The organism is Vibrio sp. R-1 (assembly GCF_035615595.1).
Taxonomy (GTDB): Bacteria; Pseudomonadota; Gammaproteobacteria; order Enterobacterales; family Vibrionaceae; genus Vibrio; species Vibrio cholerae.
The window spans coordinates 16931-40783 of the sequence record NZ_WPDC01000010.1 but is presented as its reverse complement, the minus strand read 5'-3'; the positions used below and the strand labels follow the sequence as shown (position 1 = coordinate 40783).

38 protein-coding genes are annotated in these 23853 nt (G+C 47.8%); 6 read left to right on the top strand and 32 right to left on the bottom strand.

Annotated features, from left to right (window positions below):
• Positions 1-50: 50 nt before the first annotated feature.
• On the bottom strand, positions 51-917 hold the full coding sequence (gene cobA / locus GOU96_RS03875) for a uroporphyrinogen-III C-methyltransferase (protein ID WP_029627669.1): 867 nt from the start codon (positions 915-917) through the stop codon (positions 51-53).
• A 372-nt stretch (positions 918-1289) separates the two neighbouring features.
• Here cobA and cpdB point away from each other — a divergent pair, with 372 nt between their 5' ends.
• The gene (cpdB, locus tag GOU96_RS03870; RefSeq protein WP_002034585.1) at positions 1290-3197 is read left to right on the top strand and encodes a 2',3'-cyclic-nucleotide 2'-phosphodiesterase; all 1908 of its coding nucleotides are present in this window, start codon (positions 1290-1292) and stop codon (positions 3195-3197) included.
• Positions 3198-3315: 118 nt separating this feature from the next.
• Positions 3316-3885, top strand: coding sequence for a Crp/Fnr family transcriptional regulator (locus GOU96_RS03865; RefSeq protein WP_001148210.1), 570 nt, complete (start codon positions 3316-3318; stop codon positions 3883-3885).
• A gap of 2 nt (positions 3886-3887) precedes the next feature.
• Here the strand turns inward: GOU96_RS03865 and dbpA are convergent, their stop codons facing one another.
• A complete protein-coding gene (gene dbpA / locus GOU96_RS03860) occupies positions 3888-5270 on the bottom strand; it encodes an ATP-dependent RNA helicase DbpA (RefSeq protein ID WP_000993354.1) in 1383 nt (460 codons plus the stop codon).
• Positions 5271-5495: 225 nt separating this feature from the next.
• Here dbpA and GOU96_RS03855 point away from each other — a divergent pair, with 225 nt between their 5' ends.
• Together GOU96_RS03855 and GOU96_RS03850 are read left to right on the top strand one after the other, a co-directional pair.
• The gene (locus GOU96_RS03855; protein ID WP_000611535.1) at positions 5496-5945 is read left to right on the top strand and encodes a GNAT family N-acetyltransferase; all 450 of its coding nucleotides are present in this window, start codon (positions 5496-5498) and stop codon (positions 5943-5945) included.
• 2 nt (positions 5946-5947) lie between these two features.
• Positions 5948-6841: a DMT family transporter gene (locus tag GOU96_RS03850; protein ID WP_032474790.1), complete on the top strand. Its 894-nt coding sequence runs from the start codon at positions 5948-5950 to the stop codon at positions 6839-6841.
• Here GOU96_RS03850 and GOU96_RS03845 read toward each other — a convergent pair.
• Entirely contained in the window at positions 6791-7357 is a 567-nt protein-coding gene (locus GOU96_RS03845; RefSeq protein ID WP_001081782.1) for an OapA family protein, read from the bottom strand. The genes GOU96_RS03850 and GOU96_RS03845 overlap by 51 nt on opposite strands.
• A 225-nt stretch (positions 7358-7582) precedes the next feature.
• Here GOU96_RS03845 and GOU96_RS03840 point away from each other — a divergent pair, with 225 nt between their 5' ends.
• Positions 7583-8203 (top strand): FKBP-type peptidyl-prolyl cis-trans isomerase, encoded by a 621-nt coding sequence (locus GOU96_RS03840; protein ID WP_000005601.1) that lies wholly within the window; start codon positions 7583-7585, stop codon positions 8201-8203.
• Between the two features lie 141 nt (positions 8204-8344).
• Positions 8345-8821, top strand: a complete 477-nt coding sequence (locus tag GOU96_RS03835) for a DUF2780 domain-containing protein (RefSeq protein WP_042989285.1) — start codon at positions 8345-8347, stop codon at positions 8819-8821.
• A gap of 143 nt (positions 8822-8964) precedes the next feature.
• On the opposite strand, the gene rplQ is transcribed toward GOU96_RS03835, so the two are convergent.
• The 29 genes from rplQ to rlmB all read right to left on the bottom strand — a co-directional run bounded on the left by rplQ (position 8965) and on the right by rlmB (position 23847).
• The gene (rplQ, locus tag GOU96_RS03830; protein ID WP_001216360.1) at positions 8965-9351 is read right to left on the bottom strand and encodes a 50S ribosomal protein L17; all 387 of its coding nucleotides are present in this window, start codon (positions 9349-9351) and stop codon (positions 8965-8967) included.
• 26 nt (positions 9352-9377) lie between these two features.
• Positions 9378-10370, bottom strand: coding sequence for a DNA-directed RNA polymerase subunit alpha (locus tag GOU96_RS03825; RefSeq protein WP_001162087.1), 993 nt, complete (start codon positions 10368-10370; stop codon positions 9378-9380).
• A 24-nt stretch (positions 10371-10394) separates the two neighbouring features.
• Positions 10395-11015: a 30S ribosomal protein S4 gene (gene rpsD, locus GOU96_RS03820; RefSeq protein WP_000135216.1), complete on the bottom strand. Its 621-nt coding sequence runs from the start codon at positions 11013-11015 to the stop codon at positions 10395-10397.
• A 27-nt stretch (positions 11016-11042) separates the two neighbouring features.
• A complete protein-coding gene (gene rpsK, locus GOU96_RS03815; protein WP_001118870.1) occupies positions 11043-11432 on the bottom strand; it encodes a 30S ribosomal protein S11 in 390 nt (129 codons plus the stop codon).
• A gap of 19 nt (positions 11433-11451) precedes the next feature.
• Positions 11452-11808, bottom strand: coding sequence for a 30S ribosomal protein S13 (gene rpsM, locus GOU96_RS03810; RefSeq protein WP_000090771.1), 357 nt, complete (start codon positions 11806-11808; stop codon positions 11452-11454).
• Positions 11809-11957: 149 nt separating this feature from the next.
• Entirely contained in the window at positions 11958-12071 is a 114-nt protein-coding gene (gene rpmJ, locus GOU96_RS03805; protein ID WP_000868186.1) for a 50S ribosomal protein L36, read from the bottom strand.
• 38 nt (positions 12072-12109) lie between these two features.
• Positions 12110-13444 carry a preprotein translocase subunit SecY gene (secY, locus tag GOU96_RS03800; protein ID WP_142546027.1) on the bottom strand — a complete coding sequence of 445 codons (1335 nt, stop codon included), beginning with the start codon at positions 13442-13444 and terminating at the stop codon, positions 12110-12112.
• A 20-nt stretch (positions 13445-13464) separates the two neighbouring features.
• A complete protein-coding gene (gene rplO, locus GOU96_RS03795) occupies positions 13465-13899 on the bottom strand; it encodes a 50S ribosomal protein L15 (RefSeq protein WP_000926115.1) in 435 nt (144 codons plus the stop codon).
• Between the two features lie 5 nt (positions 13900-13904).
• Positions 13905-14081, bottom strand: a complete 177-nt coding sequence (gene rpmD / locus GOU96_RS03790; RefSeq protein WP_000201159.1) for a 50S ribosomal protein L30 — start codon at positions 14079-14081, stop codon at positions 13905-13907.
• Positions 14082-14088: 7 nt separating this feature from the next.
• The gene (rpsE, locus tag GOU96_RS03785) at positions 14089-14592 is read right to left on the bottom strand and encodes a 30S ribosomal protein S5 (RefSeq protein ID WP_001040927.1); all 504 of its coding nucleotides are present in this window, start codon (positions 14590-14592) and stop codon (positions 14089-14091) included.
• 14 nt (positions 14593-14606) lie between these two features.
• On the bottom strand, positions 14607-14960 hold the full coding sequence (gene rplR, locus GOU96_RS03780; protein WP_000358092.1) for a 50S ribosomal protein L18: 354 nt from the start codon (positions 14958-14960) through the stop codon (positions 14607-14609).
• 9 nt (positions 14961-14969) lie between these two features.
• Positions 14970-15503 carry a 50S ribosomal protein L6 gene (gene rplF, locus GOU96_RS03775; RefSeq protein WP_000091926.1) on the bottom strand — a complete coding sequence of 178 codons (534 nt, stop codon included), beginning with the start codon at positions 15501-15503 and terminating at the stop codon, positions 14970-14972.
• A 14-nt stretch (positions 15504-15517) separates the two neighbouring features.
• Entirely contained in the window at positions 15518-15910 is a 393-nt protein-coding gene (rpsH, locus tag GOU96_RS03770; RefSeq protein WP_000062614.1) for a 30S ribosomal protein S8, read from the bottom strand.
• A gap of 29 nt (positions 15911-15939) precedes the next feature.
• Positions 15940-16245: a 30S ribosomal protein S14 gene (rpsN, locus tag GOU96_RS03765; protein ID WP_001118926.1), complete on the bottom strand. Its 306-nt coding sequence runs from the start codon at positions 16243-16245 to the stop codon at positions 15940-15942.
• 17 nt (positions 16246-16262) lie between these two features.
• Positions 16263-16802 carry a 50S ribosomal protein L5 gene (gene rplE / locus GOU96_RS03760; RefSeq protein WP_001096208.1) on the bottom strand — a complete coding sequence of 180 codons (540 nt, stop codon included), beginning with the start codon at positions 16800-16802 and terminating at the stop codon, positions 16263-16265.
• Between the two features lie 24 nt (positions 16803-16826).
• Positions 16827-17144 (bottom strand): 50S ribosomal protein L24, encoded by a 318-nt coding sequence (gene rplX / locus GOU96_RS03755; protein WP_000729178.1) that lies wholly within the window; start codon positions 17142-17144, stop codon positions 16827-16829.
• A gap of 12 nt (positions 17145-17156) precedes the next feature.
• Complete coding sequence (rplN, locus tag GOU96_RS03750) at positions 17157-17528, bottom strand: 50S ribosomal protein L14 (protein WP_000615540.1); 372 nt, start codon at positions 17526-17528, stop codon at positions 17157-17159.
• Positions 17529-17690: 162 nt separating this feature from the next.
• On the bottom strand, positions 17691-17945 hold the full coding sequence (gene rpsQ / locus GOU96_RS03745) for a 30S ribosomal protein S17 (protein ID WP_001280803.1): 255 nt from the start codon (positions 17943-17945) through the stop codon (positions 17691-17693).
• The gene (gene rpmC, locus GOU96_RS03740) at positions 17945-18136 is read right to left on the bottom strand and encodes a 50S ribosomal protein L29 (protein WP_000647192.1); all 192 of its coding nucleotides are present in this window, start codon (positions 18134-18136) and stop codon (positions 17945-17947) included. The genes rpsQ and rpmC overlap by 1 nt, the downstream gene beginning before the upstream one ends.
• Complete coding sequence (gene rplP, locus GOU96_RS03735; protein WP_000941219.1) at positions 18136-18546, bottom strand: 50S ribosomal protein L16; 411 nt, start codon at positions 18544-18546, stop codon at positions 18136-18138. Before rplP ends, rpmC begins: the two co-directional genes overlap by 1 nt.
• Positions 18547-18557: 11 nt before the next feature.
• The gene (rpsC, locus tag GOU96_RS03730; protein ID WP_000529940.1) at positions 18558-19259 is read right to left on the bottom strand and encodes a 30S ribosomal protein S3; all 702 of its coding nucleotides are present in this window, start codon (positions 19257-19259) and stop codon (positions 18558-18560) included.
• A gap of 19 nt (positions 19260-19278) precedes the next feature.
• Complete coding sequence (gene rplV, locus GOU96_RS03725) at positions 19279-19611, bottom strand: 50S ribosomal protein L22 (RefSeq protein WP_000387269.1); 333 nt, start codon at positions 19609-19611, stop codon at positions 19279-19281.
• 10 nt (positions 19612-19621) lie between these two features.
• Positions 19622-19900, bottom strand: coding sequence for a 30S ribosomal protein S19 (gene rpsS, locus GOU96_RS03720; protein WP_001138114.1), 279 nt, complete (start codon positions 19898-19900; stop codon positions 19622-19624).
• Positions 19901-19920: 20 nt separating this feature from the next.
• On the bottom strand, positions 19921-20745 hold the full coding sequence (rplB, locus tag GOU96_RS03715; RefSeq protein WP_001018908.1) for a 50S ribosomal protein L2: 825 nt from the start codon (positions 20743-20745) through the stop codon (positions 19921-19923).
• 16 nt (positions 20746-20761) lie between these two features.
• Entirely contained in the window at positions 20762-21064 is a 303-nt protein-coding gene (gene rplW, locus GOU96_RS03710) for a 50S ribosomal protein L23 (RefSeq protein WP_000617542.1), read from the bottom strand.
• On the bottom strand, positions 21061-21663 hold the full coding sequence (gene rplD, locus GOU96_RS03705; protein WP_000422344.1) for a 50S ribosomal protein L4: 603 nt from the start codon (positions 21661-21663) through the stop codon (positions 21061-21063). The genes rplW and rplD overlap by 4 nt, the downstream gene beginning before the upstream one ends.
• Positions 21664-21679: 16 nt before the next feature.
• On the bottom strand, positions 21680-22309 hold the full coding sequence (gene rplC, locus GOU96_RS03700; RefSeq protein ID WP_000579663.1) for a 50S ribosomal protein L3: 630 nt from the start codon (positions 22307-22309) through the stop codon (positions 21680-21682).
• Positions 22310-22323: 14 nt separating this feature from the next.
• Positions 22324-22635, bottom strand: a complete 312-nt coding sequence (rpsJ, locus tag GOU96_RS03695; RefSeq protein ID WP_001181007.1) for a 30S ribosomal protein S10 — start codon at positions 22633-22635, stop codon at positions 22324-22326.
• 468 nt (positions 22636-23103) lie between these two features.
• A complete protein-coding gene (gene rlmB / locus GOU96_RS03690; protein ID WP_071170599.1) occupies positions 23104-23847 on the bottom strand; it encodes a 23S rRNA (guanosine(2251)-2'-O)-methyltransferase RlmB in 744 nt (247 codons plus the stop codon).
• Positions 23848-23853 lie beyond the last annotated feature (6 nt).

Genomic DNA, 23853 nt, shown 5'->3' with positions numbered 1-23853 from the left:
CGCCGTAGTGTGAAATTTTAAGTAGTGACCAAGAAGATGAATGCGGCACCTTACGCCGACTGCGCCGCCTCAAGCTGCTGTGTTGCGCCTTGTTCGCCAAACCAGTGCAGCTTGGCGGCAAGCGCGACCACTTCACCCACCACAATCAGCGCCGGAGATTGCGCTTGGCTGGCTAAATTGGGCAAAGTTTGCAGTGTACCAATCAGCACCTGTTGATTGACTTGAGTGCCACGTTCAATGATTGCCACAGGCGTGCTCGCTTGGCGGCCATGCAACTGGAGCTGTTCAGCGATTGCCGCAGCGTTGCTCAAGCCCATATAAATCACTAAGGTTTGCTTACCACGCGCCAGCGTTGACCAATCCAGATCCTCGGCTTGTGCTTTTAAATGACCGGTGACAAACAGCGCCGATTGGGCGTAATCACGATGAGTGAGCGGAATACCAGCATACGCCGTTGCACCAGCGGCGGCGGTGATGCCGGGGACAACCTGAAATTTCACGCCAGCTTCAAACAGCACTTCCAGTTCTTCGCCGCCGCGGCCAAACATAAAAGGATCGCCGCCTTTGATGCGCACCACGCGATAACCTTGACGGGAAAAATCCACCAAGAGTTGATTGGTTTTCTCCTGCGGCACACTGTGATGGCCTGCGCGTTTCCCGACACAGACTAAAATCGTCTCGCTTGGGATCAGAGCCATGATTTCATCGGACACTAAGTAGTCGTAGAGCACCACATCCGCTTGTTGGAGATAACTGAGTGCTTTGACTGTCAGCAGCTCAGGATCGCCCGGGCCTGCCCCCACCAGCGCCACTTCTCCTGCTTGCAGTTGGCTACGCGCGGCACGCACATAACCTGAGCCTTCTACAACGGCTAAGCGAGGGGTTTTACGAAGGGGAGTTACCGCATCCTGCGCCATAATCTTGATCCTTAATTGGTCTGTTGCAGGCATTATGAGCAGTTACGTTTATTACCTGAAATTCTATAATTTCATTTTTTATTCCAAAAGCTGATATAAGCGGAGTGAAATGGTCATAAAGGCCTAAGCTCAGCAGATTACTCTACACAGTCAGGACAACAGCAGCATGCCAACTGGGATCAACCGGGCAATTTCAGACAAAGGTATCGCGCCACATCACAATTTGGTTATGAGTGAAATTTTTGTTTCATCGATTTTTGTTACATTTATCGAGTTGTTTTTATTTCCCCCCTTCTGTAACTCATTCTGGAGTCTGTGATGACCATGATGATCAAACCTGTTTCTTTAGCGGTACTTGGCGGCCTGTTAGCTATGGCGGGCCCTGTAATGGCCGATACGATCAAACTACGTATTGTTGAAACCACGGATATTCATACCAATTTGATGGATTACGACTACTACAAAGATAAAGCCTCCGATCAAATTGGCCTGACGCGCGCCGCCACGCTGGTTAAGCAAGCTCGCGCCGAAGTCGAAAACAGTGTGCTGGTCGATAACGGTGATTTGATCCAAGGTAGCCCGATGGGTGACTACATGGCAGCGAAAGGCATCAAGGCTGGCGAAGTGCACCCCGTTTATAAAGCCATGAATCCGCTAGGTTATGATGTGGGTAACATAGGTAACCACGAATTTAACTACGGCCTTGAGTTTTTAAAAGAGACCATCAACGATGCCGCCTTCCCTTACATCAACGCCAACGTGTTTGATGCCAAAACAGGTCAGCACTTATTCACGCCTTATGTGATTAAAGAGCACAGCTTTAAAGATACCGATGGAGAGGCACATACCATCAAGGTCGGTTATATCGGATTTGTTCCGCCACAAATCATGGTGTGGGATAAGAAAAATCTCGAAGGTAAAGTGACCGCAGCCGATATCAAACAAACCGCAGAAAAACTTATCCCTGAGATGAAAGCCAAAGGCGCGGATGTGATTGTCGCCATCCCCCACTCTGGGATCAGCACCGATGAATACCAAGCTGGCGCAGAAAACTCGGTTTACTACCTGACCCAAGTGAAAGGCATTGATGCGATTGCTTTTGGTCACTCTCACGCCGTCTTCCCGGGTAAAGATTTTGCTAATGTACCGGGCGCAGACATCGATAAAGGTACCATTAATGGCGTGACCGCTGTGATGCCGGGCCGTTGGGGTAGCCATGTTGGGGTGATGGATCTGACCTTAGAAAAGCAGCAAGGTCGCTGGGCAGTGACTTCCGGTCAATCCGAAGCTCGCCCAATCTTTGACAAAGCCAATAAGAAAGCGCTTGTCGAAGCCGATGCCACTATGGTGCAAGCGCTGCAACACGATCATCAAGGTACACGCGACTTTGTTAACCAGCCAATCGGCAAAGCGAACGACGTGATGTACAGCTTCTTATCACTGGTGCAAGATGACCCAACGGTACAAATCGTCAACCTCGCGCAGAAAGATTATGTCGAGCGCTTTATTCAAGGCGATCCAAACCTTGATGGTTTGCCAGTGCTATCTGCCGCTGCGCCTTTCAAAGCCGGTGGCCGTAAAGACGATCCTAACGGTTTCACTGAAGTGGAAGCGGGCGAGCTGACTTTCCGTAATGCCGCCGACCTTTACCTGTACCCGAACACCTTAGTCACCATGAAAGTGAGCGGTCAGCAGCTTAAAGAGTGGTTAGAGTGCTCAGCAGGCCAGTTTAACCAGATTGATGTGACGTCTAGCGCACCGCAATCTCTCATCAACTGGGATGGCTTCCGCACTTACAACTTTGATGTGATTGATGGCGTCAATTACCAGATCGATGTGACTCAGCCTGCGCGCTACGATGGTGACTGCAAACTGATCAACCCAAATTCACAGCGCATCGTGCAACTGACTTATCAAGGTAAGCCAATTGATACCCAACAAACCTTCTTGATCGCCACCAACAACTATCGTGCCTACAGCAACAAATTCCCCGGCACAGGCGCTGAGTTTGTCGCGTTTGATTCACCCGATGAAAACCGCACAGTAGTGGCCGATTACATTGCTCGCGTAAGTAAGGACAAAGGCGAAGTGACGCCAAGTGCGGACAACAACTGGTCATTTGCTCCGATCAGCAGCAAAACCAAGTTGGATATTCGCTTTGAAACCTCACCAAGCGATAAAGCCACCCAGTTTATTAAACAAAAAGGTCAATATCCGATGACCCAAGTCGCCAGTGATGATGTTGGCTTCGCGGTGTATCGCATCGACTTACAAAAATAAGCATCAATAACCCCCTATTGAAACGGCAACCAATACAGCAGCCGCTTCAAGTCACTTGGGTTATCACGTAAAGTAGACAGCCACCTAGAGTGGCTGTTTTCTTTTCTATGAGGCTTTTATGCAAGCACTGTTTCACGCTTATCTAAAACAGCATGGTTTTTCCGATGCCGAATGTACTCAATTGCAAAGTGTCGCTCAGCCACTCGAGCTGCCAACACGACATGTATTGGTCGCACAAGGAGAAACCACTCCCTTTGCCTATTGGGTGCTCGCAGGGCTATGCCACGCTTGCTATCTCACCGAAGAGGGCAAAAGTTTCAGTAAAGAGTTTTATTGGGAGCAAGACTGGGCGATTGGTTTTGAAAGTTTGTTGCGTGAGCAAGCTTCCCCCTTCATGCTGGAAACCTTATCTCCAGTACAACTGATGGGCGTACCGATTGAGGTGTTACGTGAATGGCGCTCTAGCGGTCACCCGCTCTATCAACGTTTACTTGAGACACAACTGCTGTACAAGGAGCAAAAAGAGCGCTTTATGTTGCTCTATCGCCCAGAACAGCGTTACCAAGTGATGTGTGCTCAGTTTCCAGATTTGATGGCGCGGCTTTGCGATCATCACATCGCCGCGTATTTGGGGATCACGCCAATTAGCCTCAGCCGCATTAAAGCACGGCTGAGACAGGATGCATGAGATTATTTGAGTAAGCGAGCGCGGAACTGGCGTCCCTTCATCTTACCGTTGGCAATTTTATTCAGCGCTTTGTGGGCGATTTTCTTGTGCACGGCCACATAAGCACGCATCGGGAACAGGTTAATCTTGCCGATATGCTCCGCAGTCAGTTCGCCATCACTGGTCAGTGCGCCAAGGATATCACCGGGACGCACCTTATCTTTCTTACCACCGTCAATCTGAATGGTGACCATATTCGCCGCGTAAGGACGAGCGCCTGCAGCCGGTTGCGGCAAGGTTGAAGGTTCAATCGCGATATCCATGTACTCATCAATCTGCGCCACACGGTAGCTCTCGTTGTCACTAAAGAAGCTAAACGCTAAGCCCTTACTTCCCGCACGACCAGTACGCCCGATGCGATGTACATGCACTTCAGGATCGCGAGACAGATCGTAGTTAAACACTGCATCAAGGTTATCGACATCCAGACCACGAGCCGCAACATCGGTCGCCACCAGAATAGAAATACTCTTATTGGCAAATTGCACTAAGGCTTGGTCGCGCTCACGCTGCTCCATATCACCATGCAGTTCAATCACGCTAAAACCGCTTTGATGCAGGGCATCGGCAACATTTTGTACTTCACGTTTGGTGTTACAGAACACCACCGAAGAAGTCGGTTGATGGTGCAAGAGCAACGTTTCCAGAGCCTCATCACGCGCAGCACTGCCTTCTACTTTGTAGAAATATTGACGAATGCTTGAAGTATCGTGGGTCGCCTCAACTTTAATCATCAGCGCATTGCGAGTCACGCTTTGTGCAATCTGCTCAATGCTAGCGGGATAAGTTGCACTAAACAGCAAGGTTTGACGCTCGGCTGGCGCGGCAGCAATGATCGCCTCCAGCGCTTCTTGGAAACCCATTTCGAGCATGCGGTCAGCTTCATCCAATACCAAGGTATTGAGCTCACTCAGATCGATACGATCTTTACTCAAATGATCCAAAATCCGTCCCGGCGTTCCGACCAAAATATGCGCGCCATGCTCAAGGGATCCGATCTGCGGCCCCATTGGCATACCGCCACACAGCGTCAACACTTTGATATTGTGGATAGCACGCCCTAGCGTACGAATATCGGTCGCGACTTGATCGGCCAACTCACGTGTTGGACACAGCACCAAGGCTTGCACACGAAAGCGCTTCACATTGAGGTTGGAGAGTACCCCAAGACCAAACGCAGCGGTTTTACCGGAGCCTGTTTTGCCTTGGCCAATCACATCCTGCCCTTTAAGGATCGCAGGAAGAGATTGCGCCTGAATCGGAGTCATAGTGGCAAACCCCATGGTTTCAAGGTTAGCAAGAAGTTCAGGCTTCAGATTCAAAGCAGCAAAAGAGTTGGCGTTCAAGGGGTGTCCTCAGTGTGACGAAAAAAGAAGCGCTATTATCGTTATTTTGCGCCCGAGCTCCAGTGAATCTTGATTTAAATTTTCTTGCTTGCCCTTAACCTTTGTTAACGCTGGTTTTTACGCTGCCTGCTACAGTACTGCTATTCCTATCCGCCTATACCTAAATGACTTGCCGTTGCAGCATCTCATAGGAAGTGGATAGATTTCATATTTAAGGAGATAAAGATGATCAACTGGCAATGTATCCCTTTTTGCCAATTAACCACCCAACAGCTGTACGAACTACTCAAACTGCGTGTCGATGTTTTTGTGGTCGAGCAGACCTGCCCCTACCCGGAATTGGATAACAAAGATACACTCAACGAAGTGCACCACCTGCTAGGTTATCAAGATGGAGAGCTCGTCGCTTGCGCACGTCTACTGCCTGCCGGGGTGAGCTATCCTAGTGTTAGCCTTGGCCGTGTGGCGACTAAGGCCAGTGCACGTGGCAATGGCTTAGGACACCAACTATTGCAAACGGCACTTGAGCAATGTCAAAACTTATGGCCACAACAATCGATTGAAATTGGTGCACAGGAGCATCTGCGCGAGTTTTATGCTCGCTATGGCTTTGTCGCAACCTCAGAAACCTATCTAGAAGATGGCATTCCTCACATTGATATGAAAAGAGCCTAACCATGAACCCTGTAGCGTTAGCTGTTTGGCTACTGGTTTTGGGCAATTTGGCGGCTTCGCTCTCTGATGTGGCAGTCAAAATGCTGCAAGGTGAAGTCGTACCTTTTCAATATATGTTCTTGCGCCAACTCTTTGCTTTTGCCCTCATCTGGCCCGTGTGGCGAAAACAGCCCAAAGTCTTACGTCAACTGCATGATCCTAAAGTCACCCTAATCCGCGCTCATTTAGTGCTACTGGGCGCTGGCTGTATGGTGGTCGCGATTTCGTATTTACCCTTAGCCACCGCCAATGCGGTGTTTTACGCCGCGCCACTATTGATGCTGCCTCTCTCAATTCTGTTTCTGAAAGAGAGACCAAGCCGCGGCAAGGTTATCGCAACCGTCACCGGCTTTCTTGGGGTACTGATTGTCTTGCGCCCATCGCAATTTCATTGGGCAGCCCTGTTTGCCTTGGGTACGGCATGTTCGTTGGCACTCTTTAACCTACTCGCTCGCACCATCCCTGAGCGCCAACCTGTCGTGACCACACTTATGTGGACCACATTTTTTTCACTCCCCATTTCCGGCTTACTGGCGGCCGCCTATTGGCAGCCGCTCAGCTTATCTCAGTGGTTATGGATTGCTGCAAGTTCAGGATTGATTTTGCTCTACAACGGTTTGGCCGTTGCCGCGTATCAGAAAGCGCCAGCCAGCCAAATAGCACTGGCTGAGTATTCAGGATTGATCTTTGTTGCAGCTTTTGGCGCATTCTGGTTTGCTGAAATGCTGGACGCACTGACTTGGCTGGGGATTGGAATGATTATTCTGCCTCTGTTGCCTAGCGCATGGCTGGCAAAGTGGTGGGGATTACTTACTGCGCCCAAAGCCACCATCAGAGAGACGGAAGAACATCACTGATTGGTTATTACGTTCAAGCTGCAAAATGTCTAATTGACCGTTTTCCGCCAATTTAAAGCGGATCAGTTGACCCGCTTGGATCTGGCTCAGCGGTTTATCAGAACCTTCCACCTTAACCAGCGCATTAATATCAGTGAGTGGTAGCTCGTTGTTACGAAACACCTGCGACAAAGTATCCCCCTGACGCACCACGTACTCTTGCCATGCCGAAGATTTAAGGGCGGTTTGCGCTTGCGTGCGTTGTTCACTCAAGCTTTGCGTATTGATCCCAACCTCAATCCGCTTTGACGTGGCAGGAGTTTCAGCTGCCACTTCTTGCTTGTCAGGCAAAGGGATCACCATCAATACCAACACAGCTGGCGTGAGCACCATCAAGCCTCGACGATGAAAAGGAGGCAAGCGCAACCATAACGCATGCAGTTGCTGGCGATAGCGTGGCCAATCCAATTGCTGCCAATAATTCTGCACTTTGGCCAGATAATCAGTTTGCTGCGGCTTCTTGTGGCGGCGGTTCATGTTCAAAGTCCTTTAATTACTTGCCCACAGTATAAAAATTCATGAGGTTAGAGTATAGAGTCGAGTGACATGAAAGCCAAAGCTTGACACAAACTTGAAGTTTTTCGCTGAACTTTCTGCGACAAGTCACACCGAACGGATAGCAACGATTGGGCGCTAAACGTTTCATCACTCTACCTAACCTGCTATTCTGTCACCTTTATTGAACGACCAAGAGTGACTTTTATGTCTGAAGTAAAATTTGAAACCGTAGAACAGAAAGCAAGCTACGGCATTGGCCTACAAATGGGTCAACAGTTGGCAGGTAGTGGCCTTGAAGGCTTAAACGTAGCGGCAATTGCTGCGGGTATCGCCACCGCTCTTGTTGGCGAGCAGCCAGCGATTTCTGTTGATGAGATCAACCAAGCTCTACATGCGATCCATATGCGTGCTGAAGAAGCCCGCCAAGAAGCCGCTAAAGTGGCCGCTTCTGAAGGTGAAGCTTTCCTGAAAGATAATGCTCTACGTCCAGAAGTGACGGTTCTTGAGTCAGGCCTGCAGTACGAAGTACTGGTTGAAGGTAATGGCGCAATCCCAACATCCGATAAGTCAGTTCGCGTACACTACCACGGCCAACTGGTTGATGGCACTGTGTTTGATAGCTCAGTATCACGCGGCCAACCTGCTGAATTCCCGGTGACTGGCGTGATCCGCGGTTGGGTTGAAGCTCTGCAACTGATGCCTGTTGGCTCTAAGTGGAAACTCTACATTCCACACAACCTTGCTTATGGCGAGCGTGGCGCAGGCGCAGCGATTCCTCCGTTTGCAGCGTTAGTATTTGAAGTCGAACTGCTGGATATCCTGTAAGTTTCGCTTTCGCAATTATGTGACAAAGAGCGACCCACTGGGTCGCTCTTTTTTCATTAAACTATCTCACATCCAAGGTTTCGATCTGAACCTTCGAACCGAATAAGAAAATACGTTACGCGCCATTTATGGAGAGTGATCATGCACTATCGTTTTACTGCCTTACTTATTTCGACGCTCGCCAGCACATCCGCTCTGGCTTTCCCTGACCTCAAATCTTTAGGTTCAAACGACCTCGCTGGATTAGTTGGTGAAACCCTCTCCCAATCCAAAGCAACCCAAGAGTTATTGACTCCATTTACCAGTCAATTTCCTCTTTCACCGCAACAAGCGGGAGGTGGCGTAGCGACCCTGCTTGCACAGGCTCAAAACAACCTAAATGCAGATCAAAGAAGCGAGTTGCTCCAATTAATCCCAAACCTTAATGATTTGAATGGTCTCATCCCAAATCAAAACCTCAGCACAATTTTGCAACGCAAAGAAGTGAACCAAGCCTTTAATACATTAGGACTGGATGCCAGCATGGTTGAACAGTTCGTGCCTGTTTTGATGCAATACCTGACTCAGCAAGGTGCGAGTCAAGACCTATTGGCGTCATTAGGTAAGCTATGGCAGTAATGCCATGCCCACTATCGATATACAGTGTGAAATCGAGATATAGTGTGAAAAAGCACAACACCCACTTTTCACACCCAGATAAAGCAGAAAATAGAAATAAAAAAGCCGGGCTAGCCCGGCTCTTTTATTGCATGACGAACTGATTACTCAGCAGCAGCTTCAACAGCAGCTTCTGGGCGATCAACCAGCTCAATGTATGCCATTGGAGCTTTGTCACCTGCACGGAAACCACACTTCAGAATACGAGTGTAGCCGCCTTGACGTGCAGCGAAACGTGGACCTAGTTCGTTAAACAGTTTTGCTACCACTTCGTTATCACGAGTGCGAGCAAATGCTAGACGACGGTTAGCAACACTGTCAGTCTTAGCTAGTGTAATCAAAGGCTCAACGACGCGACGCAGCTCTTTCGCTTTTGGCAAAGTAGTCTTGATAACTTCATGACGTACTAGAGAGCTAGCCATGTTGCTGAACATCGCTTTGCGATGACTGCTGTTGCGGTTGAGTTGACGACCACTCTTACGATGGCGCATGACCTAATCCTTCTAACTAATATCGATTAATCTTCAGCGATTGACGCTGGTGGCCAGTTTTCTAGACGCATGCCCAGAGACAGACCACGTGATGCAAGCACGTCTTTAATCTCTGTAAGAGACTTCTTACCGAGGTTTGGCGTTTTAAGAAGCTCAACCTCAGTGCGCTGTACCAGATCACCGATGTAGTGAATCGCTTCTGCTTTCAGACAGTTAGCAGAGCGAACTGTTAGTTCAAGATCGTCTACAGGACGCAGTAGGATCGGATCGAATTCTGGCTTCTCTTCCTTCTCCTCAGGTACACGTACATCACGAAGATCTACGAACGCATCCAATTGCTCAGCAAGAATTGTTGCTGCGCGACGGATTGCTTCCTCAGGCTCAAGAGTACCGTTAGTTTCCATATCGATAACAAGCTTGTCCAAGTCAGTACGCTGTTCAACACGAGCTGCTTCAACAGAGTAGGCAATTTTGTCTACTGGGCTGAAAGTCGCGTCAACAAGCAAACGACCAATTGGACGCTCATCTTCTTCAGTATGGATACGGGCAGAAGCTGGAACATAACCACGACCACGTTCTACTTTGATACGCATAGCGATCGCAGCATTGTCAGAAGTTAAATGACAAATAACGTGTTCAGGGTTTACGATCTCTACATCACCGTCATGGGTGATGTCACCTGCAACCACAGGGCCCGAGCCTGATTTGTTCAGTGTAATGAACACTTCATCTTTGCCTTCGGCAACGCGAACAGCCAGACCTTTCAGGTTCAAGAGAATCTCAAGGATATCTTCCTGAACACCTTCTTTGGTGCTGTACTCGTGAAGAACGCCTTCAATCTCTACTTCAGTCACAGCACAACCTGGCATTGAAGATAGAAGAATACGGCGAAGTGCATTACCCAGAGTATGGCCGAAACCACGCTCTAACGGCTCAAGAGTTACTTTTGCGTGTGTCGTGCTGATTTGTTCGATATCAACAAGACGTGGCTTAAGAAATTCTGTTACAGAACCCTGCATTGTGTCCTCTCTTTAGTTTAAACCTTACTTAGAGTAAAGCTCGACGATCAATTGTTCGTTGATGTCAGCAGACAGATCGGAACGCTCAGGCATACGCTTGAAAGTACCTTCCATCGTGTTTACATCGACTTCAATCCAAGTTGGTTTTTCGCGTTGTTCAGCAACTTCTAGAGCTGCTTTGATGCGAGATTGCTTTTTCGCTTTCTCACGAACTGCAACAACGTCGTTTGCCGCAACATTGAAAGAAGGAACGTTTACTACTTTACCGTTTACTAGGATAGCTTTGTGGCTAACCAGCTGACGTGCTTCAGCGCGAGTTGCACCAAAACCCATACGGTAAACTACGTTATCCAGACGACCTTCCAGAAGCTGAAGCAGGTTTTCACCTGTGTTGCCTTTCAGGCGAGCAGCTTCTTTGTAGTAGTTACGGAATTGTTTTTCTAAAACGCCATAAATACGACGAACTTTTTGCTTCTCACGAAGCTGAACGCCATACTCAGACAGACGACCGCGACGAGCGCCGTGTACGCCTGGTGCGTTATCAATTTTACACTTGGTATCAATCGCACGAACGCCTGACTTAAGGAACAAGTCAGTACCTTCGCGGCGGCTAAGCTTCAGCTTAGGACCCAAATATCTTGCCATGATCTTTCTCCAATCTTCCTAGAAACGTTAAACGCGACGTTTCTTCGGTGGACGACAACCGTTATGAGGGATTGGTGTAGCATCAACGATGTTCGTGATACGGAAACCAGCTGCATTCAGAGCGCGAACAGTAGATTCACGACCTGGACCAGGACCCTTAACCATAACCTCTAGGTTCTTTAGGCCGTATTCTTTAGCCATTTCAGCACAACGCTCAGCAGCAACCTGTGCAGCGAACGGAGTAGACTTACGAGAACCGCGGAAACCAGAACCACCAGCAGTTGCCCAAGCAAGAGCATTACCTTGACGGTCCGTAATGGTTACGATTGTGTTGTTGAAAGATGCGTGGATATGCGCTACGCCATCAGCAACTTGCTTGCGTACACGCTTACGTGCGCGAGTTGGTTGTTTAGCCATTGTACTCTACCCTTCCCGATTATTTCTTGATCGGCTTACGCGGACCCTTACGGGTGCGAGCGTTGGTTTTAGTACGCTGTCCACGTAGTGGTAGACTGCGACGATGACGAAGACCACGGTAACAACCAAGATCCATTAGGCGCTTGATGTTCATGGAAACTTCACGACGTAGATCACCCTCTACAGTGTACTTAGCTACACCATCACGCAGTTGATCGATCTGCTCTTCAGTTAGTTCACTGATCTTAACACTCTCAGCAATACCCAGGTCAGCTAGAATAGCTTTTGAACGAGTTTTGCCGATACCGTAGATCGCAGTTAGAGCGATTACAGCGTGTTTATGATCAGGAATGTTAATGCCTGCTATACGGGCCACTATGCACTCCTAGTACTTTCATCAAAGAATTACCCGCAACAAAGCCCGTCGAGGATACGTTGCGGTATACTACTTCTTTTGCACGCAAAAGGTAGGCCGAGGAATATACTCGACACTACCTTAATTTTCAAGTAAAAAATTTCTGCTAATTAGCCTTGGCGCTGCTTGTGCTTTGGCTCACTGCAAATCACGCGAACGACACCGTTACGCTTGATAACTTTACAGTTACGGCAGATTTTTTTAACGGAAGCACGAACTTTCATTGCTAAACTCCGTAAATCTATCTGAACTGCCTGCCGTATTAACGGCCGTAGCCTTTCAGATTTGCTTTTTTCAACACAGACTCATATTGATGAGACATCAAATGGGTCTGTACCTGTGCCATAAAGTCCATGATCACGACAACTACAATCAGTAGTGATGTGCCGCCAAAGTAGAAACGTACGTTCCAAGCGACCATCATGAACTCAGGGATCAGACAGATAAAAGTAATATACAGTGCACCTGCAAGGGTTAAACGTGTCATTACTTTATCGATATATTTCGCTGTCTGCTCACCTGGGCGGATACCGGGTACGAATGCACCAGACTTCTTCAAGTTATCTGCCGTTTCACGCGGGTTAAACACCAACGCGGTATAGAAGAAACAGAAGAAGATAATCGCCGCTGCATAAAGCATTACATACAGAGGCTGGCCTGGGCTCAAAGCTAAAGACACATCAGTTAGCCAACCGAATGTGCTGCTTTCGCCGTTCTGACCAAACCACTGCGCCAATGTTCCTGGAAACAGGATAATGCTTGACGCAAAAATCGCAGGAATTACACCAGCCATGTTGATTTTCAACGGCAAGTGAGTGCTTTGTGCTGCGAACACCTTACGACCTTGTTGACGCTTTGCGTAGTTCACAACGATACGACGTTGACCACGCTCCATGAAAACAACGAAGTAAATCACAGCAAAAGCTAACACTGCGATTAACAGCAGAAGAAGTACATGCAGTTCACCTTGACGCGCTTGCTCGATTGTTTGACCGATTGCTTTAGGCAATCCAGCAACAATACCTGCGAAAATCAGTATCGAAATACCGTTTCCAATTCCACGCTCTGTAATTTGTTCACCTAACCACATTAAGAACATGGTACCGGTTACTAAACTCACGGTCGCAATCAGGGTAAACATGGTTTGGTCGATAACGACCAGATTGTTGACCATGTTTGGTAAGCCTGTTGCAATACCAATCGCTTGGAATGTTGCAAGTACAAGCGTGCCGTAGCGCGTATATTGGCTTATCTTACGACGGCCTGCTTCACCCTCTTTTTTGAGTTCCGCTAACGCTGGATGAACTACTGTTAGCAACTGGACAACAATTGACGCCGAAATATACGGCATGATGCCCAGTGCTAAAATAGATGCACGCTCAAGAGCACCACCGGAGAACATGTTAAACATTTCTACGATGGTACCTTTTTGCTGTTCGAACAATTCGGCAAGTACAGCAGCGTCAATACCAGGAATCGGCACAAAAGAGCCGGCTCGGAATACTAAAAGTGCACCAATTACGAAGAATAAGCGCGACTTTAGTTCACTTAAGCCGCTCTGAGCACTACGAAAATCTTGTCCTGGTTTTTTAGCCATCTGTACCTCAATCCTCGAGATTATTCCTCGATTTTACCGCCTGCAGCTTCGATTGCAGCTTTAGCGCCTTTAGTCACGCGCAGACCTTTTACGGTCACTGCTTTGTTGATCTCGCCAGAAAGAACGATTTTTGCAAACTCGATGTTTTTAGTAACGAGGTTTGCTGCTTTCAGAGCATTCAGATCAACTACGTCACCAGTTACTTTCGCCAGTTCAGACAGACGAACTTCAGCAGACACAAAGCTCTTACGAGAAGTGAAACCGAATTTTGGTAGACGTTGTTTCAGAGGCATTTGACCGCCTTCAAAACCTGGACGTACTTTGCCGCCAGAACGTGACTTTTGACCTTTGTGACCACGGCCACCTGTTTTACCAAGGCCTGAACCGACACCACGACCTAAACGCTTAGGAGCATGTTTAGAACCCGCGGCCGGTGATAGAGTATTCAATAGCATTATGATTACTCCTCAACTTTAACCATGTAGTAAACCTTGTTGATCATGCCACGAACACATGGCGTATCTTCAAGTTCTACTGTGTGGTTGATTTTACGAAGACCTAAACCGCGCAGTGTAGCTTTATGCTTTGGCAGGCGACCAATTGAGCTTTTAGTTTGAGTTACTTTAATAGTTGCCATTGTGTTCTTACTCCGAAATTGATTCAACAGTCAGACCACGTTTAGCAGCAACCATTTCTGGTGACTTAACGTCTACTAGCGCATCAATCGTTGCACGAACGATATTGATTGGGTTCGTTGAACCGTACGCTTTAGACAAAACGTTGTGTACACCAGCAACTTCAAGTACTGCACGCATCGCACCGCCGGCGATTACACCAGTACCTTCTGCAGCAGGCTGCATGTAAACTTTAGAGCCCGAATGGCGACCTTTCACTGGGTGGTGAAGAGTACCTTCGTTCAGCGCGATCGTAACCATGCTACGACGTGCTTTTTCCATTGCTTTTTGGATCGCAGCAGGTACTTCACGGGCTTTGCCGTAACCGAAACCTACACGACCGTTACCGTCACCAACTACAGTCAGTGCAGTAAAGCTCATGATTCGACCACCTTTAACCGTTTTAGAAACACGGTTAACTGCGATTAATTTTTCTTGCAAATCATTCGCTTGAACTTGTTGTTCTTTAGCCATCTTCCAACCCTACCTTAGAATTTCAGACCAGCTTCGCGAGCAGAATCTGCTAGCGCTGCTACTCGACCGTGGTATTGGAAACCAGAACGATCAAACGCAACTACAGTTACGCCTTTTTCAAGTGCGCGCTCTGCAACAGCTTTACCCACTGCTTTCGCTGCATCGATGTTACCGGTGTATTTCACTTGCTCACGGATCGCTTTTTCTACAGTAGAAGCGGCGGCGATAACCTCAGAGCCATTAGCTGCAATCACTTGTGCGTACACGTGACGAGGAGTACGGTGTACTACTAGGCGAGTTGCACCCAGTTCTGCAATCTTACGACGTGCACGTGTAGCACGACGGATGCGAGATGCTTTCTTATCCATAGTGTTACCTTACTTCTTCTTAGCTTCTTTACTACGCACATTTTCATCTGCGTAACGAATACCTTTGCCTTTGTAAGGCTCAGGCGCGCGGTAAGAACGAATGTCAGCCGCAACCTGACCAACAAGTTGTTTGTCACAACCAGTCAGTACGATTTCAGTTTGGCTTGGACATTCAGCTTTAATACCCTCTGGCAGTTCATGCTCAACAGGGTGAGAGAAACCCAGAGTCAAGCCTACAGCGTTGCCTTTCATAGCAGCACGGTAACCAACACCCTTCAGAACGAGTTTCTTAGTAAAGCCTTCAGTAACACCAACAACCATGTTCTTAACTAGAGCACGTGCAGTACCTGCTTGTGCCCATGCGTTGGCTACGCCTTCACGTGGACCAAAAGTCAGTTGGTTGTCTTCTTGTGCGATCACTACACCTTTGTGGAAAACGCGAGAAAGTTCGCCTTTAGCACCTTTAATAGTGATCTCTTGGCCGTTCAGTTTCACCTCTACGCCAGCTGGAATAGCGACAGGTGCTTTAGCAACACGAGACATGTTCTACTCCTTAATTATGCTACGTAGCAAATGATTTCACCGCCAAGACCTGCTTTACGAGCAGCGCGGTCTGACATCAGACCCTTGGAAGTGGAAACGACAGCAACGCCTAGACCACCCATTACAGATGGCAGCTCGTCTTTCTTCTTGTAAACACGAAGACCTGGACGAGAAACGCGTTTGATTTGCTCGATTACTGGTTTTGCTTGGAAATACTTAAGAGTGATTTCCAGCTCTGCTTTCACTTCGCCTTCAACAGCGAAATCAGCGATATAACCTTCTGCTTTCAGAAGTGCAGCAATTGCAACTTTCAGCTTTGAAGAAGGCATTTTTACAGCAACTTTGTTTGCTGCCTGACCGTTACGAATGCGGGTCAGCATATCCGAAATCGGATCTTGCATGCTCATAAACTTTACTCCAAATGATTAAGTGGCAATTACCAGCTAGCCTTACGAAGTCCTGGAATCTCGCCTTTCATGCAAGCTTCACGAACTTTAATACGGCTTAGACCGAACTTACGTAGGAAACCGTGTGGGCGACCAGTTTGGTTGCAACGGTTACGCTGACGAGAACGACTTGAATCACGTGGAAGAGATTGCAGTTTAAGAACCGCATTCCAACGATCTTCTTCAGATGCGTTTACATCGCTGATGATAGCTTTCAGAGTTGCACGCTTTTCAGCGAACTGAGCTACCAGCTTCGCACGTTTTTCTTCACGTGCTTTCATTGATTGTTTAGCCATAACAGTAACCCTTCACCTTACTTACGGAATGGGAAGTTAAAGGCAGCCAGCAGAGCACGGCCTTCCTCATCGGTACCAGCGGTAGTCGTGATAGTGATATCAAGACCGCGTACACGATCGACTTTATCGTAGTCGATTTCCGGAAAGATGATTTGCTCGCGAACGCCCATGCTGTAGTTACCGCGACCGTCAAAAGACTTGCCGTTAACACCGCGGAAGTCACGTACACGTGGTAGAGCGATAGAAATCAAACGCTCCAAGAAATCCCACATGCGCTCGCCACGCAAGGTTACTTTACAACCAATTGGGTAGCCTTCACGAATTTTGAAACCAGCTACAGATTTGCGCGCTTTAGTGATCAGTGGCTTTTGGCCAGAGATGATCGCCATATCAGACGCTGCATTTTCAAGTAGTTTCTTATCGTTGATTGCTTCACCAACGCCCATATTGAGGGTGATTTTCTCAATTCTAGGGACTTGCATGACGCTTGTGTAACTGAACTGTTTGGTCAGCTCAGCGACTACAGACGACTTGTAGTAATCATGCAGTTTCGCCATAGTAGAACTCCAAATTACTTCTAATTAGTTAGAAACGATTTCGTTGTTAGATTTAAAGAAACGAACTTTCTTACCATCTTCGAAACGGAAACCGATGCGGTCTGCTTTACCAGTTTTTGCGTTGAAAATCGCAATGTTAGAAACGTCGATCGCTGCTTCTTGCTCAACGATGCCACCTTGGACACCCATCGCAGGAACAGGTTTCTGGTGTTTCTTAACTAGATTGATACCTTCAACGATAACTTTACCAGTTGCCAGAACCTTAGTTACTTTACCTTTCTTGCCTTTGTCTTTCCCAGCAAGAACGATTACTTCGTCATTTTGACGGATTTTAGCTGCCATTGTTGCCGCTCCTTACAGAACTTCTGGAGCCAGTGATACAATCTTCATGAATTTCGCATTACGAAGCTCACGAGTCACTGGACCAAAGATACGTGTACCGATAGGTTGCTCACTGTTGTTGTTCAACAGAACGCAAGCATTACGGTCGAAGCGAATGACAGAACCGTCTGGACGACGTACGCCTTTACGGGTGCGAACTACCACCGCCTTTAATACATCACCTTTCTTTACTTTACCGCGAGGAATTGCTTCCTTAACGGTAACTTTGATGATGTCGCCAACGTGGGCGTAACGACGGTGAGAGCCACCCAGAACCTTAATACACATTACGCTGCGAGCGCCTGAGTTATCAGCTGCATCCAGCATAGTTTGCATTTGGATCATGTTAGTGCTCCGCTAAATATTAAAAAAACTAGACCCATCTCGGGTCGGGCTGCCTCTTTAAAGGGACGCGAATTGTACCACCCTTTTTTTTGATTGGGTAGTCAAAAAACAAGCGGCCCCAAAAATAATTGGAGCCGCCTGAATTGCGAGAAAGAGAGGAGATTACATCTTCGCTTTTTCTACAATTTTCACCAGAGTCCAAGACTTAGTCTTAGACAGTGGACGACATTCACGAATTTCAACAGTGTCGCCAATGCCACACTCGTTGTTTTCGTCATGTGCGTGTACTTTAGTCGTGCGCTTAACGAATTTACCGTAGATAGGGTGCTTCACCATGCGCTCGATAGCAACAACGATAGACTTGTCCATCTTGTCGCTAACAACACGACCTAGTTGAGTACGAATTTTGTCGCTCATTATGCGCCTGCCTTCTCAGTCAAAACAGTTTTCACACGTGCGATATCACGGCGTACAGCTTTCAGAGTATGAGTCTGCTGCAGTTGACCAGTTGCAGCTTGCATGCGCAAGTTGAACTGCTCTTTCAGCAAATTCAGTAGCTCAGAGTTCAGCTCTTCAACGCTTTTTTCGCGTAGATCTTGTGCTTTCATCACATCACCTGCTTAGTTACGAATGTAGTCTTGAATGGCAGTTTGCGAGCCGCTAGGCGGAACGCTTCACGTGCCAATTCTTCAGGTACACCATCAACTTCGTACATAACCTTACCAGGTTGGATTTGGGCTACCCAGTACTCAACGTTACCTTTACCCTTACCTTGACGAACTTCTAGTGGTTTTTCAGTGATTGGCTTGTCTGGGAACACACGGATCCAGATTTTACCTTGACGCTTGATATGACGCGTCATAGCACGACGTGCCGCTTCGATTTGACGAGCAGTCAGACGACCACGGCCTACAGCTTTAAGACCAAAAGTACCGAAGCTTACTTCTGTACCTTTCGCTAGACCACGGTTACGACCAGTCTGAACCTTACGGAACTTAGTACGTTTAGGTTGTAGCATCTGTCGACTCCTTACTTACGGCCTTTACGCTGCTTCTTCGGCTTGTCAGCCTTTGGCTCTGCAGCTTCAGTTGCTGCTGGCATACCGCCTAGGATCTCACCTTTGAAGATCCAGACTTTAACGCCGATTACACCGTAGGTGGTGTGAGCCGAAGAAGTTGCGTAATCAATGTCAGCACGCAGAGTGTGTAGAGGTACGCGACCTTCACGATACCACTCTGAACGAGCGATTTCAGCGCCGCCTAAACGACCGCTTACTTCCACTTTGATACCTTTAGCGCCTAGGCGCATTGCGTTTTGTACTGCGCGCTTCATAGCACGACGGAACATTACGCGACGCTCTAGTTGAGACGCGATGCTATCAGCCACAAGCTGACCATCCAGCTCAGGCTTACGTACTTCAGCGATGTTGATTTGCGCTGGTACGCCAGCAATTTTTGCTACTGCTGCACGCAGTTTTTCAACGTCTTCGCCTTTCTTACCGATAACAACACCTGGACGAGCAGTGTGAATAGTCACACGGATGCTTTTCGCAGGACGTTCGATAACGATGCGTGACAGAGACGCGTTTGCCAATTCCTTAGACAGGTATTGACGTACCTTGAAGTCGCCGTCTAGGTTGTCAGCGAAATCTTTGGTGTTAGCAAACCATGTAGCATTCCAAGGCTTAACGATGCCTAGACGAATACCATTTGGATGTACTTTCTGACCCATTGCTTACTCTCCTAGTCTCTTAGCGATCTGCGACAACCACAGTAATGTGGCTTGAACGCTTCAAGATACGATCCGCACGGCCTTTAGCACGAGGCATAATACGCTTCATGACTGGGCCCTCATCTACGAAGATTTTAGCGACACGTAGATCGTCGATGTCTGCACCTTCGTTGTGCTCTGCGTTCGCGATTGCAGATTCCAGAACTTTCTTAACCAGTTCAGCCGCTTTTTTGTTGCTGAAAGTCAGAAGTTCTAGCGCTTGATCCACAGATTTACCGCGGATTTGGTCTGCAACTAAGCGAGCTTTCTGAGGAGAAATACGAGCAAAGTTATGTTTAGCGATAGCTTCCATTATTTACCCCTTATTTCTTCTTAGCTTTCTTATCCGCAGCGTGACCGCGGTAAGTACGAGTAGGTGCAAATTCGCCCAATTTGTGACCGATCATCTCGTCAGTTACGAAAACTGGAACGTGTTGACGACCATTATGGACAGCGATGGTCAAACCGATCATTGTTGGAATGATCATTGAACGACGGGACCAAGTCTTAATAGGCTTTTTGTCTCCGCTTTCCACCGCTTTCTCTACCTTCTTCAGCAAGTGTAGGTCAATAAATGGACCTTTCTTGAGAGAACGTGGCATGGCTTATCCTCTTAAATAGATTACTTATTACGACGACGTACGATGTACTTGTCAGTGCGTTTGTTACTACGTGTCTTGTAGCCTTTGGTTGGAACGCCCCAAGGAGATACTGGGTGACGACCACCAGAAGTACGGCCTTCACCACCACCGTGTGGGTGGTCAACCGGGTTCATTACCACACCGCGAACGGTTGGACGAACACCGCGCCAGCGTGCTGCACCAGCTTTACCTAGTTCACGCAGCATGTGCTCAGCGTTGCCTACTTCACCGATAGTTGCACGGCCTTCAGACAGTACTTTACGCATTTCGCCAGAACGTAGACGTAGAGTCACGTATGCACCATCACGAGCAACAAGTTGCGCGTAAGCACCAGCAGAACGAGCCAGCTGAGCGCCTTTTCCTGGAGTCAATTCAACGTTGTGGATTGTTGAACCAACTGGGATGTTGCGCATTGGCATTGCGTTACCCGCTTTGATCGGCGCATCTGGGCCAGATTGGATAACGTCACCCGCTTGCAGACCTTTCGGTGCAATGATGTAACGACGCTCACCGTCTGCGTACAGAACTAGAGCGATGTTTGCGCTACGGTTTGGATCGTATTCTAGACGCTCAACTTTCGCTGGGATACCGTCTTTAGTACGTTTGAAGTCAACCAAACGGTAGTGTTGCTTGTGGCCACCACCGATGTGACGTACTGTGATACGACCGTTGTTGTTACGACCACCGTTCTTAGAGTTTTTCTCTAGAAGAGGTGCGTATGGCTTACCCTTGTGCAGGTCAGCGTTAACAACTTTAACAACGTGACGACGACCAGCCGAAGTCGGCTTACATTTAACAATAGCCATTTTTCAACTACTCCTGTTATTCCGCGCCGCCAACGAAGTCAAGATCTTGACCTTCATTCAAAGTCACGTACGCTTTTTTCACGTCTGAACGACGGCCTTGGCGCAGACCTTGACGCTTGGTCTTACCCTTGATGATCAGGGTATTTACAGACTTAACTTCAACTTCAAATAGCTTTTCTACAGCTGCTTTGATCTCTTTCTTAGTGGCATCTTTTGCTACTTTGAAAACGATAGTGTTCGATTTCTCAGCAGACATAGTTGCTTTTTCAGAGATGTGCGGAGCACGTAGAACTTTTAGTAGACGCTCTTCACGGATCATGCCAGCATCTCCTCAACTTGCTTAACTGCAGCAGCAGTCATTAGAACCTTGTCAAATGCGATCAGGCTTACTGGGTCGATACCAGTTACGTCACGCACGTCAACTTTGTACAGGTTACGCGCAGCTAAGAACAGATTTTCGTCTACTTCGCCAGTAACGATGAGAACATCGTTCAGCTCAAGTTCTTTTAGCTTAGCTACCAGAGCTTTGGTCTTTGGAGCTTCAACTGAGAAGTTTTCAACAACGATCAAACGCTCTTGACGAACTAGCTCAGACAGAATGCTCTTCATAGCACCACGGTACATTTTCTTGTTTACTTTTTGGCTGTGATCTTGTGGTTTCGCAGCAAAAGTAACACCACCTGTACGCCAGATTGGGCTACGGATTGTACCAGCACGTGCACGGCCAGTACCTTTTTGACGCCATGGCTTAGCGCCACCGCCAGAAACTTCTGAACGTGTCTTTTGAGCACGAGTACCTTGACGAGCACCTGCTGCATAAGCAACAACTACTTGGTGTACAAGAGCTTCGTTGAACTCACGTCCGAAAGTAGTTTCGGAAACAGTTAGTGCGTTAGCACCTTTAACCATCAATTCCATTACTTACTCCTAGACGTTACGCTTTAACAGCTGGTTTGACGATCACGTTACCGCCAGTTGCGCCTGGGACTGCACCTTTAATCAGAAGCAGATTGCGCTCAGCGTCAACACGTACGATCTCTAGGTTTTGAGTCGTTACACGCTCAGCACCCATGTGACCTGCCATTTTTTTGCCTTTGAACACGCGACCTGGAGTTTGACATTGGCCAATTGAACCAGGAGCACGGTGAGACAATGAGTTACCGTGAGTCATATCTTGAGTGCGGAAGTTCCAGCGCTTAACAGCACCTTGGAAACCTTTACCCTTAGATGTACCAGTAACGTCTACTTTTTTTACTTCGTTGAACAGTTCAACAGTCAGTTCTGAACCTACTGCAAACTCTTCACCGTTTTCCAAACGGAATTCCCAAAGACCGCGACCAGCTTCTACACCCGCTTTCGCGAAGTGACCAGCTTCTGGCTTAGTAACACGGTTAGCTTTCTTAGAACCAGTAGTGACTTGGATTGCAGCGTAACCATCAGTTTCAAGAGTTTTCACTTGAGAAACGCGGTTTGCTTCAACTTCAACAACAGTTACTGGGATAGAAACGCCGTCTTCAGTAAATACGCGGGTCATGCCCACTTTACGACCGATTAGACCAATCATTCTTCTAATCTCCCTTAACCTAGGCTAATTTGTACGTCAACGCCCGCAGCAAGGTCTAGACGCATCAGAGCATCAACAGTTTTGTCTGTTGGTTCAACGATGTCGATTAGACGTTTGTGAGTACGGATTTCGTACTGATCACGAGCATCTTTGTTAACGTGTGGAGAGATAAGAACAGTGAAACGCTCTTTACGAGTTGGCAGTGGGATTGGACCACGAACCTGTGCGCCAGTGCGCTTAGCTGTTTCAACGATTTCCGCTGTAGAAGCATCGATCAGTTTGTAATCGAAAGCTTTCAGGCGGATACGGATACGTTGGTTCTGCATGAGACAGAGCTCCAATATTAAAAAATTACACAAACAATATCGCCACTCAAACTCGATAAGACGAGAGAATGCCGATTGATTTATGTGAAACCGTAGCATCCAAGATTAGGACGCATTGTCAGCTAATAGGTGATTAACCTGAACTATCGCAAGATAGTAGAAAGCTAAATTTTTATTAACTGCGAACATAAGCTGAGTATACATTACCTGCCCTATCAATAAGATGGGACAGCTCCTCACTGCTCATTGGTTCACAACTGGCTAAACCAGTGCCGGGCATTATACCGATCACAGTTTCAGTTGCAAGGTATGTTTGAAAAATAAACGGAATTAAATCTCTGTTAACGATAACGTCAGTGGAGTGTTTATGCATGCGCCAAACAATCACGACCTCTAAATGCCGTGGTTTAGGGATGACAAAAAACGGGCACTCTCAAGTGCCCATTTACTATGATGGAATGATTGAGCTTACCGATTCGCCATACGCTGGCGCACTGCTTCAAATAAACAGACACCACAAGCTACAGACACGTTTAGACTTGATACGCTGCCTGCCATCGGGATTTTAATCAAATCATCACAGGTTTCACGCGTTAAACGACGCATGCCATCCCCTTCTGCGCCCATCACGATCGCCAGCGGCCCGGTCAGTTTGCTTTGATAGATATCATGAGTCGCTTCGCCTGCAGTCCCTACAAACCAGACACCTTTTTCTTGCAGTGCGCGCATGGTACGCGCCAAGTTAGTAACGCGCACGAGCGGTACCGTTTCCGCCGCGCCACACGCCACTTTACTGACGGTCGCGGTCAGTGGTGCTGATTTGTCTTTCGGAACAATGACTGCCGCCACACCTGCCGCATCAGCATTACGCAGGCAAGCCCCGAGGTTGTGCGGATCAGTTACCCCATCCAGTACTAACAACAGGGGTTGCTCATGCTGAGCGAGGATATCTTCAAGGTCATTTTCATTGAGTTGACGAGCAGGTTTAACACGGGCAATCAATCCTTGATGGTTTGCGCCTTCCGCTTTGTCATCCAGCGCTTTGCGGCTCATCTCTTGAATTGAGACGCCAAGACGCATCAATTCGTTGAGTACCGGCAGCAGGCGATCGTCCTGACGACCTTTAAGCACATACGCTTCGACAAAACGCGCGGGATCGCGTTGTAGTACCGCGTTCACGGCGTGGATGCCATAAATCAATTCATTACTCATGTGTTA